9 protein-coding genes are annotated in these 14,853 nt (G+C 64.6%); 3 read left to right on the top strand and 6 right to left on the bottom strand.

Translation table 11 applies throughout. The features are described from left to right. Positions 1-16: 16 nt before the first annotated feature. The 6 genes from AC097O_RS10270 to glgC all read right to left on the bottom strand — a co-directional run bounded on the left by AC097O_RS10270 (position 17) and on the right by glgC (position 7,627). Complete coding sequence (locus tag AC097O_RS10270) at positions 17-1,306, bottom strand: 3-deoxy-D-manno-octulosonic acid transferase (protein ID WP_479592683.1); 1,290 nt, start codon at positions 1,304-1,306, stop codon at positions 17-19. Then, a complete protein-coding gene (gene waaC / locus AC097O_RS10275) occupies positions 1,303-2,343 on the bottom strand; it encodes a lipopolysaccharide heptosyltransferase I (RefSeq protein WP_479592684.1) in 1,041 nt (346 codons plus the stop codon). The genes AC097O_RS10270 and waaC (AC097O_RS10275) overlap by 4 nt, the downstream gene beginning before the upstream one ends. After that, entirely contained in the window at positions 2,340-3,365 is a 1,026-nt protein-coding gene (waaC, locus tag AC097O_RS10280) for a lipopolysaccharide heptosyltransferase I (protein WP_479592685.1), read from the bottom strand. The genes waaC (AC097O_RS10275) and waaC (AC097O_RS10280) overlap by 4 nt, the downstream gene beginning before the upstream one ends. Further along, complete coding sequence (locus tag AC097O_RS10285; RefSeq protein ID WP_479592686.1) at positions 3,365-4,762, bottom strand: phosphomannomutase/phosphoglucomutase; 1,398 nt, start codon at positions 4,760-4,762, stop codon at positions 3,365-3,367. Before AC097O_RS10285 ends, waaC (AC097O_RS10280) begins: the two co-directional genes overlap by 1 nt. Positions 4,763-4,895: 133 nt before the next feature. Further along, positions 4,896-6,362, bottom strand: coding sequence for a glycogen synthase GlgA (gene glgA / locus AC097O_RS10290; protein WP_479592687.1), 1,467 nt, complete (start codon positions 6,360-6,362; stop codon positions 4,896-4,898). Further along, positions 6,359-7,627: a glucose-1-phosphate adenylyltransferase gene (gene glgC, locus AC097O_RS10295; RefSeq protein ID WP_315189721.1), complete on the bottom strand. Its 1,269-nt coding sequence runs from the start codon at positions 7,625-7,627 to the stop codon at positions 6,359-6,361. The genes glgA and glgC overlap by 4 nt, the downstream gene beginning before the upstream one ends. A 281-nt stretch (positions 7,628-7,908) precedes the next feature. Between glgC and AC097O_RS10300 the strand changes: the two genes are divergently transcribed. From AC097O_RS10300 to glgX, 3 genes are all read left to right on the top strand, one after another. Then, positions 7,909-10,362: a glycogen/starch/alpha-glucan phosphorylase gene (locus AC097O_RS10300; protein ID WP_479592688.1), complete on the top strand. Its 2,454-nt coding sequence runs from the start codon at positions 7,909-7,911 to the stop codon at positions 10,360-10,362. Between the two features lie 146 nt (positions 10,363-10,508). Beyond that, on the top strand, positions 10,509-12,683 hold the full coding sequence (glgB, locus tag AC097O_RS10305; protein ID WP_479592689.1) for a 1,4-alpha-glucan branching protein GlgB: 2,175 nt from the start codon (positions 10,509-10,511) through the stop codon (positions 12,681-12,683). Next, positions 12,671-14,830 carry a glycogen debranching protein GlgX gene (glgX, locus tag AC097O_RS10310; RefSeq protein WP_479592690.1) on the top strand — a complete coding sequence of 720 codons (2,160 nt, stop codon included), beginning with the start codon at positions 12,671-12,673 and terminating at the stop codon, positions 14,828-14,830. Before glgB ends, glgX begins: the two co-directional genes overlap by 13 nt. Positions 14,831-14,853: the final 23 nt, after the last annotated feature.

Genomic DNA, 14,853 nt, shown 5'->3' on the forward strand with positions numbered 1-14,853 from the left:
GCACGGAGGGCACTTTTCACTCTAAAAATGCTTTGACTGCCAGAGCCGTCTTCCGCGCGGCTCCTTGGTGTGCGCTGGCGAATTGCGGCCCGGCGGCTGCGGCCCGGGCCAGGGTGTCGGGCGCGTTGAGCCAGGCCATGGCCTGGTCCACGGCGGCGGGCATGTCGGCCACGCGGCAGGCCGCGCCCGCAGCTTCGGCCAGCTCGGCGGCCTCGGCAAAGTTGAAGGTCGAGGGGCCCATCAGCACCGGGCAGCCGCAGGCGGCGGCCTCAATCAGGTTTTGTCCGCCGAAAGCGGCGAAGCTGCCGCCCAGCAAGGCCACATCGGCCAGGCCGTAGTAGCGCGCCATCTCACCCAGCGAGTCGCCCAGCCACACATCGGCAGGCTTAGGCCCCTCGGCCCACTGGCTGCGCCGTGACAGGCTGAACCCTTGCGCCACCACCAGCGCCGCCACCGCATCAAAGCGTTGCGGGTGGCGTGGCACGACCAGCCACTGCACATCCATCACTCCTAATTTAGGAGCTGCTTGCGCTGATGGAATAAGCGCTGGAGGCCTAAAAGACTGTAAATACTGCAGCAAAAGCAGTTCTTCACCTTCGCGGGCGCTGGCCAGCAGCACCACCGGTCGCCCTGCCCTGCGCCATGCCCGTCCCGCAGCGAGTTGTTCGGCGTTGGGCGTGGCGTCGAACTTCAGATTGCCCAGCACCACCGGGGCCGGAGCGCCCGCCTCCACCAGCCGCTGGGCATCGGCAGCGGTTTGCGCCCACACGGCGGTCAGCGCGCCAAAGGCGGGCCGGGACAGGGCCGACAGCCGCTGTGCCTGGCGCAACGATTTGGCGCTGAGCCGGGCGTTGGCCAGCACCACCGGCACGCCCGCCGCCTGGCAGGCCGCCAGCAGATTGGGCCAGATCTCGGTTTCCATCAGGATGCCGATACGGGGCTGGAAATGCCGCACAAAGCGCTGCACCGCGCCCGCGCTGTCCCAGGGCTGCCAGACCTGCACGTCGCCCGGCTGCAGCAGCGCCTGTCCCTCGGCCCGGCCCGTGGCGGTGCCATGCGTCAGCAGCAGGCGCAGGCCCGGCATCTCGCGGCGCAAGGCGGCCAGCAAAATGGCCGCGGCCCGGGTTTCACCCAGCGACACGGCGTGCACCCACACAAAGCCCTGGCCGGGTGGCTGGCTGTAATGGCCAAAGCGCTCGGGCACCGCCACGGCGTAGCCGGGCTCGGCCAACGCCCTGCGGCGCAGCTTGCGGCGCAGCACGGGAATTGCTAGCCAGACCAGCAGGGAATACAGACGCAGGATCAATGCGCCGAGTCCCGTAGTGCGGCCAGGGCGGAAGCTTGCATCCAGGCGTTCCACACCGCGTTGACGCTGGGCGTGGGGTCGGAGAACACGCTGACCTGGTGGTCGCGGTTCTGTGGGCCGGTGCGCCAGACGGTGTCGAAGTTGTAGATCTTGACCAGCGGCAAATCCAGCGCGGTGGCGATCAGGCTGGTGCCGTTGTCTACGCCGATCACGCCCACGCATTCACCCAGCGCATCGGTCAACGCGCCCAGGGCCATGCGGGGCCAGACGACAGCCTGGCCCAGGCGGTTGGCGATGCTTTCGCTGCGCCACTGCTCGTCGTCGGTGCCATGCGCAAACGCCACGGTGTAGCCCAGGTCGTTCAGGCGGTGGCCCAGCTCCAGCCAATGGGCTTCGGGCCAGCTTTTGTCGGCGCGGTTGCTGCCGTGCAAAAAGGCCACCAGGGGCGTGGCTTCTACATGGCCTACGTCAAAAAACTGATTTACTATGGTTTTGGAAGCACGACGCGCTTTATCGGCGTGCGCCAGCAGCCCAAAAGACACTTTTTCTGGCAAGGCGTACACCAGCGCCCGGGCGCACATCACCCGTGCCCGGTCGACCGCATGGATGTGCGACTCCACCGGCACGGCCACATCGGCCTCCCAGCGCGTGGGGGCCTGGAACACCGTGCCCTCGGTCTGGTTGGCCATGGTGTAGCGCAGTCCGTCCGAGCCCAGGCGGGCCATCTTGGCCACCAGGGTGGATTTGCTCATGCCCTGCAGGTCCAGCACCGCGTCATAGCATTCGTATTGCAGGTCGGACGAGAAAGCCCGCCAGGCGTTGCGGGTGTCGGCGGTGAACACCGTCTCGCGCCAGCGCTTCAGGTCGCATTCAATCACCCGGTGCAAACCAGCGCAGCGGCGCACCAGCGGCGCAAAGTCGGGTTCCACCACCCAGTCCACCAGCGCACCCGGAAACGCGTGCAGGATGTCTTGCGCCGCCGGCATGGCGTGCACCATATCCCCCAAAGAGGAGAGTTTGACGATCAAAACATTCATGCAGGAACAGCCTGAGGGTTGTGGAACACGCTCCACACAGCTTGCCATGCCTGCCACACGGTGTCTACACCGGGTGCGATGGCCCCGCCCACGGCCACCTGGTGGCGGCTGCCCAGCGGTCCGGCGCGCCAGATGCGCGGCTGGCTGAAAATTTGCACATGCGGCAGGTTCAGGGCCACGGCCAGATGGCTCAGGCCCGAATCCACCCCCACCACGCCCACACAGCCCGCCATCTGCGCGGCCAGCGCGGCCAGATCCATGCGCGGCAGCATGCGGGCCTGTGGGCCTATCGCCTGGCAGAGCTGGCGGGCAAAGGATTCCTCGGCGGCATTCGCCTGCGGCACGCTGACAGGCAGCCCCTGGGCCACCAGGCGCCGACCGACCTGCACCCAGCGGTCCAGCGGCCATTCGTTCTCGACCCGGGTGGTGCCGTGGACCAGCATCACGCTGCCATCGGGCTGTACGGGGACCACCTGCAATTCGTCGTAGGCAATGCCGTCTTCGCGCGGCGGGTAACCCAGCGCCAAAGCGGCCAGGTGGCGGTAGCGCTGCACGGCGTGGATGCGCGGCGGCATGGGCTGGGGGCGCTGCACCATGAAGCGCACTGGCCACTCGTAGCCGCAGTCCTCGCTGCGGTTGCCAAAAGTGGTGCGCCAGCCACCGGGGGCCAGCCTAGCCTGCCGGGCTACCAGGGCGGATTTGATCAGGCCCTGGAGGTCAATCACCACGTCGTAGGCCTCGGCCTGCAAGCTCTGGGCAAAAGCGGCTTTTTCGGCCCGCACGCGGGCGCTGAACCGGGCTTTGCGCCAGCGCCGCTGCGCCAAAGGAATGACCCGGCCCAGGCGCGGCACGTGGGCCTGGAGCAAGGGGGCAAAGGCTTCTTCGATCACCCAGTCAAACGTGGCCAGAGGCAAAGCCTGGCGCATGTCGTGCAGGGCGGGTAGCGTCTGAACCACGTCGCCAAAGGATGACAGCTTGACGACCAGTACCCGCATGCCCTGCCCTGTTGCGGCAACAGGCATCAATGTGCGCTGGCCGCCAGCGTGGCATCGGGTTTGGCGCGGCGCAGCAGGGCCAGCATGTCGTGCTGAATGCGCTCCAGGGCTTCGGGCGTGTGGCCTTCGAAGCGCAGCACCAGCACCGGCGTGGTGTTGCTGGCGCGGACCAGGCCAAAGCCATCGGGCCAATCCACGCGCAGGCCGTCGATGGTGCTGACCACCGCAGGCGCAGCAAAATCCACCATGGCCAGGGCCTTGGCCACCACCACCGGCGGCTCGCCTTCGGCACAGGCCACGTTCAGCTCGGGCGTGGAGAAGCTGGTCGGCAAGGCGTGCAGCACCACATTGGCATCGGGCGACTGGCTGACGATCTCCAGCAGGCGGCAGCCCGCGTAGGTGCCGTCGTCAAAACCGAACCAGCGCTCTTTGAAGAAGATATGGCCGCTCATTTCGCCGCCCAGCGGGGCCTGGCCGCCTGCGGCTTCGATTTCCTTCATCTTGGCCTTGATCAGCGAGTGGCCGGTTTTGAACATCAACGGCTGGCCACCGGCAGCGGCAATGGCCGGGGCCAGGCGCTGCGAGCATTTCACGTCAAACAAAATCGTGCCGCCGGGGACGCGGCGCAGCACGTCTTCGGCAAACAGCTGCATCTGGCGGTCGGGGTAGATGTTGCTACCGTCTTGGGTAACGATACCCAGGCGATCGCCGTCGCCATCGAAAGCCAGGCCCAGCTCGGCACCGCTGGTTTTCAGGGCGGCGATCAGGTCCAGCAGGTTCTCGGGCTTGCTGGGGTCGGGGTGGTGGTTGGGGAAGTTGCCATCCACCTCGCTGAACAGTTCGATCACCTCGCAGCCAATGGCGCGCAGGATGTCGGGGGCCGATGCGCCCGCGATGCCGTTGCCGGAATCGACCACGATCTTCATCGGGCGGGCCAGTTTGATGTCGGAGACGATGCGGGCGGTGTAGGCAGGCAGCACATCCACGCTGCGCACCGAACCACCGGTTTTAGGCAGCCAGGTCTCGCTTTCCATCATGCGGCGCAGTGCCTGGATTTCATCGCCATGGATGGCGCGGCCCCCCATGACCATCTTGAAACCGTTGTAGTCCTTGGGGTTGTGGCTGCCGGTCACCTGGATGCCGCTGCGGCACAGGGTGTTGGCCGCAAAGTACAGCAAGGGCGTGGTCACCGTACCCACGTCGATCACCTCGACACCCACCGCCACCAGACCGCGGATCAGCGCCGCCACCAGCGAGGGGCCGCTCAGGCGGCCATCGCGGCCCACCGCCACCGTGGTTTCGCCCTCTGCCAGGGCAATCGTGCCAAAGGCCTTGCCAATACCTTCGGCAACGGCCTCATCGACCGTGGTGGGGACGATGCCGCGGATATCGTAGGCTTTGAAGATGGAGCTGGCGATGTGCATGGTTTGGAGGAGGTAGAGGGAGTCAGTGAATCAAAAACCCGGCCATCCCCCTAGGGGACGGCCGGATGTGCTGGCGGAATTGTAGTCACGCCCTGCGTGCTTTTCCGACAGCCTCCCGCATGGCACTTTTTGGCTATTTTTTAGCCTTGGCAGGCGAACACAGTGTCTGGTACAGGGCCAGATACTGTGTGGCCGCTGCAGCCCAGGAAAAGTTTTGCGCCATGCCGCGCTGCTGCAACTGCGCCCACACTGTCGGCTGGCCAAAAGCCTGTACGGTGCGGTGCACCGCCAGGGCCAAAGCCTCTTTGTTGGCCGGGCCGAACATGAAACCGGTGGCGGTATCGTCCTGCAGGCTGGATTCGCTGGTGTCCACCACGGTGTCAATCAGCCCACCGACGCGGCGCACCACCGGCACGGTGCCATAGCGCAGGGCGTAGAGCTGGGTCAGCCCGCAGGGTTCAAACCGGGACGGCACCAGCATGGCATCGGCTCCGGCAATCATCTGGTGGGCAAACTGTTCGTCATAGCCCAAGCGCACGGCCACCTGCCCCGGGTGGGCTGCGGCGGCTTCGGTAAAGGCTTTTTCCAGTGCGGCATCGCCACTGCCCTGCACGGCCAGTTGCGCACCGGCGGCCAGCATTTCAGGAATTGCAGCCAGCACCAGGTCCAGGCCTTTTTGCTGGGTCAGGCGGCTCACCAGGGTGAACAGAGGCCGCGTGGCATCCACCTGCAAACCCAGTTCCTTTTGCAAGGCGGCCTTGCACACGGCCTTGCCCGCCAGTGCGGTGGCAGAGTACGGGGTGGTGATGTCTTTGTCCACCGCCGGGTCCCAGACCGCATCGTCCACACCGTTCAGGATGCCGGACACGTCGGCACCGCGCGAGCGCACCACGCCGTCCAGACCGCAACCAAACTCGTTGGTGGCAATCTCGGCGGCGTAGCTGGGGCTGACGGTGGTGACACGCTGGGCATGGGTCAGCCCGGCTTTCATGAACGAGAACTTGCCGTGGTACTCCAGCCGGGTTGGGTCCATGAAGCGCACCGGCAGGCCTAGCAGGTGGAAGTCCTTGGCATCAAACAGGCCCTGGTAGGCCAGGTTGTGCACGGTGTAGACGGTGGCCACGGTAGCCGCCTGGTTGGAGGCCAGGTAGGCGCAGGCCATACCGGCGTGCCAGTCGTGGGCGTGCAGCACGTCCGGGGTCCAGGTTGGGTCGAGCCCGCCCGCCGCCACATGCGCCGCCACCCAGCCCAGCAGGGCAAACCGCTGGGCGTTGTCGGGCCATTCGACGCCGTCGGCACCCAGGTACGGGTTGCCCGTGCGCTGGTAGTAATAGGGCGCATCGACCACATAGGCCGAAATGCCGCTGGCGGCAATGGTGCCGCGCAGCAGGCGCACGCGCGCTGCGCCAAATGCCGCGCCAATCTCGCTCACCACCACCGGCTTTTTCAAACCGGCCAGGATCGCGGGAAAGCCCGGCAGCAGCAGGCGCACATCGGCACCGGCAGCCACCAGGGCCTGGGGCAAGGCCCCCAGCACGTCGGCCAGGCCGCCGGTTTTGACCAGAGGAAAAACCTCGGCCCCTACTTGCAGTACTTTCATCCCGCCAGCTTCTTGAGCATGGCCGAGGTGACCAGCGTGATGCCGTTTTCACTGCGGTGGAAGCGCTCGGCATCCAGCGCCGCGTCTTCGCCGATCACCATGCCATCAGGGATGACACAGCCGCGGTCGATCACGGCGCGGTTGATGCGGGCACCGCGGCCAATCTGTACATCGGGCAGGAGCACCGACCATTTGACATCCGCATAGGAGTGCACCCGCACATTGGAAAACAGCACGGAGCGGTGCACACCACCCGACACAATGCAGCCGCCCGACACCATGGACTCGATCGCCATGCCGCGCCGGTCGTCGGTGTTATGGACAAACTTGGCCGGTGGCAGCTGGGCCTGGTAGGTCCAGATAGGCCACTGGGTGTCGTACAGGTTGAGCTTGGGCTCGGTGGCGGTCAGGTCGATGTTGGCATCCCAGTACGCGTCGATCGTGCCGACATCGCGCCAATAGGGCTCGTCTTCGGCCGCATCGGGCACGCAACTCATGGAGAACGGGTGGGCGGTGGCCAGGCCGTTGCGCACGGCACGGGGGATGATGTCCTTGCCGAAATCGTGGCTGGACGTGGGGTCGGCCATGTCGCGCTCGAGCTCGGCATACAAAAAGGCCGCGTTGAAAATGTAGATGCCCATGCTGGCCAGCGACATGTCGGGGTTGCCCGGCATGGACGGTGGGTCGGCGGGTTTTTCCAGGAATTCAGTGATCAGGCGGTTCTCGTCAATCGCCATCACGCCAAACGCAGTGGCTTCGGCGCGTGGCACGGCGATGCAGCCCACGGTGCATTCACGCCCCTGGGCCACGTGGTCGGCCAGCATCAGGGCGTAGTTCATCTTGTAGATGTGGTCACCTGCCAACACCACGATGTAATCGGCACCGTAGCTTTCCAGAATGTCGTGGTTCTGGTAGACCGCGTCTGCCGTGCCGCGGTACCAGTTTTCGTTGTCGTTGCGCTGCTGTGCGGGCAACAGATCAACAAACTCGTTCATCTCGTTCTTCAAAAATGCCCAACCGCGCTGCATGTGGCGCAATAAGCTGTGCGATTTGTACTGGGTAATGACCCCAATGCGGCGGATACCGGAGTTCAAACAGTTGGATAGCGCAAAGTCAACAATGCGGAACTTGCCGCCAAAATACACCGCAGGTTTGGCGCGGCGGTCCGTCAGGTTCATCAATCGGCTGCCGCGCCCGCCGGCGAGCACCAGTGCAATCGCCCGTTTGGGCAGGTCCAGTCCGAGCGCTAAGTTGTTTTGCTGCATTTTTTTGTCTCCAGAAAAGGGATTAGGATTTACGCAGCGCCCCTGGTATGCCTTCTGGGCGAACAAGGGAACTGCCGGAATTCCTGGGCTAATTGTTGACCGCGATTTAGGTTAACGCCAGCATCTTAATCCTAGGATTTAAAAAACAGTTACCGGCTGGTTACCTCGTGCGAGAATTCTGAAAATAAGCGGTGTACCCGCATTCAAAGCGCTTAGACTAGAAAAAAAGCCATCCGAACATCGGATTCCGGCTTGTGCCAACCCACACAAAGGATGCCCCTGTGAACCAGAGTATTACCCAGCGTATTGCCCCTACAGCCACCTCCATCCAAGCCGGTATCGAGCAGCATTTGCTCGACACGGTCGGTGTCAGCCCCGCAGACGCCACCCCGAACGATCTCATGCTGGCCGTGTCGCAAGTGGCACGCCAGCAACTGTCCCAACGTTGGGTGCAAACCCAGGCCCGCGACCAGGCCGCCAAAGCCCGCCGTGTGGTGTATCTGTCGATGGAATTTTTGATGGGCCGCACCCTGTCCAATGCGCTGGGCGCTTTGGACATCCGTGGCGAAGCCGCCACCGGCCTGCAAAAATTTGCCCAAACCCTGGAGACGGTAGCCGACCGCGAACCCGATGCCGCCCTGGGCAACGGCGGCCTGGGCCGCCTGGCCGCCTGTTTTCTGGATTCCATGGCCACCGTCGGCCTGCCGTCCTTTGGCTACGGCATCCGCTATGAGTACGGCATGTTTGCGCAAGACATCCAGAACGGTGCGCAAATGGAGTACCCCGATCCCTGGCTGGAAAACGGCACGCCCTGGGAATTTCCCCGTGCCGACATCAGCTACCCGGTGCGCTTTGGCGGCTGGGTCGAGCACGTCGACGGCAAGCCCATCTGGCGCAACGCTGGTGAAGTGGCGGCGAAGGCCTACGACATGGTGGTGCCCGGCCACGGTACCGAAAAAGTCAGCACCCTGCGCCTGTGGAAAGCAGTGGCACCCGCCCACATCGATCTGAACGCCTTCAACACCGGCGACTACGCCCGTGCGGCGAGCATGAAAAACGAGTACGAGAACATCTCGTGGGTGCTCTACCCCAACGACAGCACGCCTGCCGGGCGCGAACTGCGCCTGAAACAAGAGTATTTCTTCGTGTCCGCATCGGTGCAAGACCTGTTGGTGCGCCACCTGCGCGAACACCCTTCGCTGGACAACCTGGCCGAGCATGTCGCCATCCACCTGAACGACACCCACCCCGCCATCGGCGTGGCCGAACTGGTGCGCGTGCTGTGCGACGAGCACGGCATGCCCTGGGACAAGGCCTGGGCTATCTGCTGCAAGACCTTCTCGTATACCAACCACACCTTGATGCCCGAAGCGCTGGAAACCTGGCCCGTGGGCCTGATGCAGCACGTGCTGCCGCGCCACCTCGAAATCATTTTCCGCATCAACAAGGAATTTCTGGAAATGGCGGCCCAGCACCGCCCGGGCGACAACGCCTTCCTGGCGCGCCTGTCGCTGATTGACGAGCAGGGCGAGCGCCGCGTGCGCATGGCCAACCTGTCCATCGTGGGTAGCCACAAGGTTAACGGCGTGTCGGCCCTGCACTCCGAACTGCTGGTGCAAACCATTTTTGCCGACTTCGCGGCCATCTGGCCCGACCGCTTCACCAACATGACCAACGGCGTGACCCCGCGCCGCTGGCTGGCCCAGGCCAACCCCGGCCTGTCGAATCTGCTGGACAGCACCCTGGGCAAAGGCTGGCGCCTCGACCTGGACCAGCTGCAAAAGCTCAAGGCAAAAAAAGACGATGCGGCCTTCCAGAAGTCCTTCATGGAAGTCAAGCGGGCCAACAAGGTGCGCCTGGCCAACGCGATTGAGAAGAGCACCGGCATCAAGGTCAGCCCCGACAGTCTGTTTGACGTGCAGGTGAAGCGCATCCACGAGTACAAGCGCCAGTTGCTGAATGTTTTACACGTGGTTACCCGTTACCAGGCCATCCTGGCCAACCCCACCGCCAACTGGGTGCCGCGCACCGTGATTTTTGCGGGCAAGGCCGCATCCAGCTACGTGACGGCCAAGTCCATCATCCGCCTGATCCACGACGTGGGTAGCGTGATCAACAACGACCCGCGTATTGGCGACAAGCTCAAGCTGGTGTTTATGCCCAACTACGGCGTGTCGGTGGCCGAAATCATCATGCCGGGCGCAGACTTGTCCGAGCAGATTTCGACCGCGGGCACCGAAGCCTCGGGCACCGGCAACATGAAGCTGGCCCTGAATGGCGCGCTGACCATCGGTACCGACGACGGTGCCAACATCGAAATCCGCCAGAACGTGGGCGACGACAACATCTTCATCTTCGGCCTCAAGACCCCCGAAGTGCAGGCTTTGAAACAACACGGCTACCAGCCCATGCGCTACTACGACAGCACACCCGCCCTCAAGGCTGTGCTGGACGCAATCTCGGGCGGGCAGTTCTCGCCGGATGAGCCCGGCCGCTACCGCGCGCTGGTGGACTCGCTGCTGTGGGGCGGCGACCACTACCTGCTGCTGGCCGACTACGCATCCTATGTGGCCACGCAATCCCTGGTAGACGACCTGTACCGCCAGCCGTCCGCCTGGTGCGCCAAGGCCATCACCAATGTGGCGGGTATGGGGGTGTTCTCCTCCGACCGCACCATCCGCGAATACGCCCAGCAAATCTGGCATATCGCGGCAGACGCTCCGAACGCGCTATAAACATGGAACATGCGCAGCGCCCCCCGATGCCCTCTGGGCAATCGGGGGGACTTGCGCATGTTCTACCAAAACTGCGGTGACAGACAACACCGCAATAGCGCGATTACGCGATTCACTCCATGTAAACCCACTCTAGATCGGTTCTTATGCTGCACGCCCATGATGTTGAGATGATTGGTGGCGCACGCCACGGAGATCCTTTTGCGGTACTTGGCCCGCACGCGCTGGCCACCGGCACCACCTCGGTGCGCTGTTTCCTCCCCGGCGCGCAAAGCGTGGTGGTGGAATCGGCCAAGGGCATGGTGCTGGGGCCGCTGGCCCTGCAGGACGAAGCCGGTTTCTTTGAGGGCGAGGTCACACTGGCCCCCGGCGCGGCCTACCGCCTGCAGGTGCAATGGGCAGACGGGCACAGCGCCACCATTGACGACCCCTACCGCTTCCCCACCGTACTGGGCGAAATGGACGTGTGGCTGCTGGGTGAAGGTACCCATTTGCGCCCCTACGAGGTGCTGGGCGCACAACCCTCGTCCATGGAAGGCGTGGCGGGCACCCGGTTCGCCGTGTGGGCCCCGAATGCCAGCCGCGTGAGCGTGGTGGGCGACTTCAATTTCTGGGACGGGCGCTGCCATCCCATGCGGCTGCGGCGCGAATGCGGCGTGTGGGAACTGTTCCTGCCCGGCGTCAAGGTCGGCGCCAAGTACAAGTACGAAATTCGCACCAGCAGCGGTGCGGTACTGCCCGCCCGCTCCGATCCCTACGCCCTGCAGGCCGAGCTGCGCCCGGCCACGGCCAGCGTAGTGGCCAACATGCAACCGTTTGTGCCGCCCTCCACCGCACGCAAACAGGCCAATGCACTGAATGCGCCCATCAGCATCTACGAGGTGCACCTGGGTTCCTGGCGGCGCAAGGAAGGCAACCAGTGGCTGGACTGGGACGAACTCGGCGACACCCTGCTGCCCTACACCCGCGACATGGGCTTCACCCATATTGAGTTGCTGCCCATCAGCGAGCATCCGTTTGACGGCTCCTGGGGTTACCAGCCGGTCGGCATGTATGCGCCGACCTCCCGGTTTGGCGATGCCGCCGGTTTTGCCCGCTTTGTAGCGCGTTGCCACGCCGAAGGTGTGGGCATGATCCTGGACTGGGTACCCGCCCACTTCCCCACCGACGCGCACGGCCTGGGCAACTTTGACGGCACCCACCTGTACGAATACGCCGACCCGCGCGAAGGCTTCCACAACGACTGGAACACCCTGATCTACAACCTGGGCCGCACCGAAGTCAGCAACTTCCTGGTGGGCAACGGCCTGTACTGGCTGGAGCGCTTTGGCGTGGATGGCCTGCGCGTGGATGCCGTGGCCTCCATGCTGTACCGCGACTACAGCCGCAAGGCCGGGGAATGGATTCCCAACGTGCACGGGGGCCGCGAAAATTTAGAGACCATCGCTTTCTTGAAGCGCATGAACGAAGTGGTGGGCACCGAGCGGCCGCAGTCCATCACCCTGGCCGAAGAATCCACCGCCTTCCCCAGCGTATCGCGCCCCACCTACGCCGGTGGCCTGGGCTTTCACTACAAATGGAACATGGGCTGGATGCACGACACCCTGGCCTACATGGAGCGCGACCCCATCTACCGCAAGCACCACCAAGGCGAAATCAGCTTCAGCCTGGTGTATGCGTTCACCGAAAACTTTGTGCTGCCGATCTCGCACGACGAAGTGGTGCATGGCAAGGGTTCGCTGCTGAACAAGATGCCCGGCGACCGCTGGCAGCAATTCGCCAACCTGCGGGCCTTCATGGGCTATATGTTTGGCCACCCTGGCAAAAAGCTGCTGTTCATGGGCTGCGAATTTGCCCAAGACCGCGAATGGAACTTTGAGCAAAGCCTGGACTGGCACCTGCTGGACGAGGCCCCCCACGCGGGCATGCAGTTGCTGGTGCGCGACCTGAACCAGCTCTACCGCAGCACCCCGGCGCTGTACCAGCAAGACTTTGAACCCGCCGGGTTTGAGTGGATCGAGCACAACGATGCCGAGCGCTCGGTGATCAGTTTCATCCGCCGGGGCGTGGACGACAGCAGCTTCATCGTGGTGGTATGCAACTTCACCCCCAATGTATGGAATGGATACCGGCTCGGTGTACCGCAAGCTGGTACATACTACGAGAAGCTCAATACCGACTCGGCGCACTACGGCGGCAGCAACGTCGGCACGCCACTTGGCACGGCTTCTGCTGAGGCAGTGTCCATGCACGGTAAACCCTATTCCGTAGTGCTCAACCTGCCTCCCCTGGCCACAGTGATGCTTGAATGGAAAGCCTGACAACGACCTCTGCCCCTCCCTCGGCCCTCCCCGGCCGCCCCGCCCTGCCCGAAGTGCAAGCCGGCCAGCCCTGGCCGCTGGGTGCCAGTTTTGATGGCACCGGCATCAACTTTGCGGTGTTTTCCGCCCATGCCCAGGCCATGGACGTTTGCATTTTTGACCCCAGCGGCCAGCACGAGATCGCCCGGTTCCGGCTGCCCGCCCATACCAGCGACGTGTGGCACGGCTACCTGCCGGCTGCCCAGCCCGGTCTGGTGTACGGTTTGCGGGCCCACGGCCCCTGGCGGCCCGACCGGGGGCACCGTTTTGATGCATCCAAGCTCTTGCTCGACCCCTACGCCCGCGACATCGTGGGCCACTTCGAGTGGCGCGACGAGCATTTTGCGGGCGACCGGCTGCACCCGCGCCACATGGACACCCGCGACAACGCCGCGCTGGCGCTCAAGGCCCGGGTCACCTTCGACCAATTTGACTGGGCGGGCGACCAGGCCCCGCGCGTGCCGCTGGCCGACTCGGTGTTCTACGAATGCCACGTCAAAGGCTTCTCCAAGCTGAACGAAAACATCCCTCCCGCCCTGCGCGGCACCTTTGCCGGGCTGGCCCACCCCGCCTCGGTCAGCCACCTCAAGCAACTCGGCATCACTGCCGTCAGCCTGTTGCCGGTGCACTATTCGCTTAGCGAAGAGCGCCTGAGCGGCATGGGCCTGAGCAACTACTGGGGCTACAACACCCTGGGGTTTTTCGCGGTGGACCCGCGCCTGGCCAGCGGTGCCGACGGTGTCTCGCCCCGCGACGAGTTCCGCGCCATGGTCAAAGCCCTGCACGCCGCCGGGCTGGAGGTGCTGCTGGACGTGGTCTACAACCACACAGCCGAAGCCGGTGACGGCGGCCCGACCATCAGCTTCCGCGGCCTGGACAACGCCAGCTACTACCGCCTGCCGCCCGAAGCCCCGGCCTTTTATGAGAACTACTCTGGCTGCGGCAACACCGTGGATGTGCGCGAGCCGCGTGTGCTGCAGATGGTGCTGGACAGCCTGCGCTACTGGGTGATCGACATGCACGTGGACGGCTTCCGCTTCGACCTGGCCCCGGTGCTGGGCCGCACCGACACGGGCTTTGACCGCAAGAGTGCCTTTTTTACCGCTGTGGCCCAAGACCCGGTGCTGTCGCGGGTGAAGATGGTTGCCGAGCCCTGGGACATTGGCCCCGGCGGCTACCAGACCGGCGGCTTCCCGCGAGGCTGGCTGGAATGGAACGACCACTTCCGCGACAGCATGCGTGGCTTCTGGATCCAGACTGCCGCCGCTGCCGGTGCGCCCATGGCCGAAAACACCCGTGCCGACATGGCCCAGCGCCTGTGTGGCTCTAGCGATATGTACCAGCCACGCCTGCGCGCCCCGGCCGAGTCGGTGAACTACGTGGTGTCGCACGACGGCTTCACCCTGCGCGACCTGGTCAGCTACAACCAGCGCCACAACCTGGCCAACCTGGAAGACAACCGCGACGGCCACGGCCACAACCTCAACTTCAACTGCGGTGCTGAAGGCCCCAGCGACGCCCCGCTCGTCACCACCTTGCGCGGCAAGCTGCAACGCGCCCTGCTGGCGACCACCTTGCTGGCGCAAGGCACACCGCTGCTGTGCGCAGGCGACGAACTGGGCCATACCCAGGGCGGCAACAACAACCCCTATTGCCAGGACAATCCCACCACCTGGATCGACTGGGCCGCCGCCGACGAAGACCTGATCGCCTTCACCCGCCGCACCATTGCCCTGCGCCGCCAGGCCCTGCCCTTTGCCAACCACTGGTACAGCGGCGTGGCCGACGTGCTGGGCCTGCCCGATCTGTCGTGGCTGCGCGGCAGCGGCCTGCCCCTGGAGGGCGATGCTTGGCGCGACCCGCAGTACCGCGCGCTGGGCTGCCTGATCGGCAAACCCGGCAAGGCCAAAGCGCCCCTGCTGCTGCTGGTCAACGCGGGCAACACCATCGACCCGTTTCTGCTGCCCGCCGGGTCCTGGCAGGTGGTGCTGGACAGCACGCACCCACGTGGCCTGGGCGGCTGGGTCGGCAAGGGCAAAGACATCTTCCCGCTGCCCGCCAACAGCCTGGTGCTGCTGGCCGCCAAGGGGTCGGGTTTGGTTATTTGAGGGCGGTTCGGAGGCAGATTTTG

The organism is Rhodoferax sp. LS1P39, assembly GCF_056521425.1.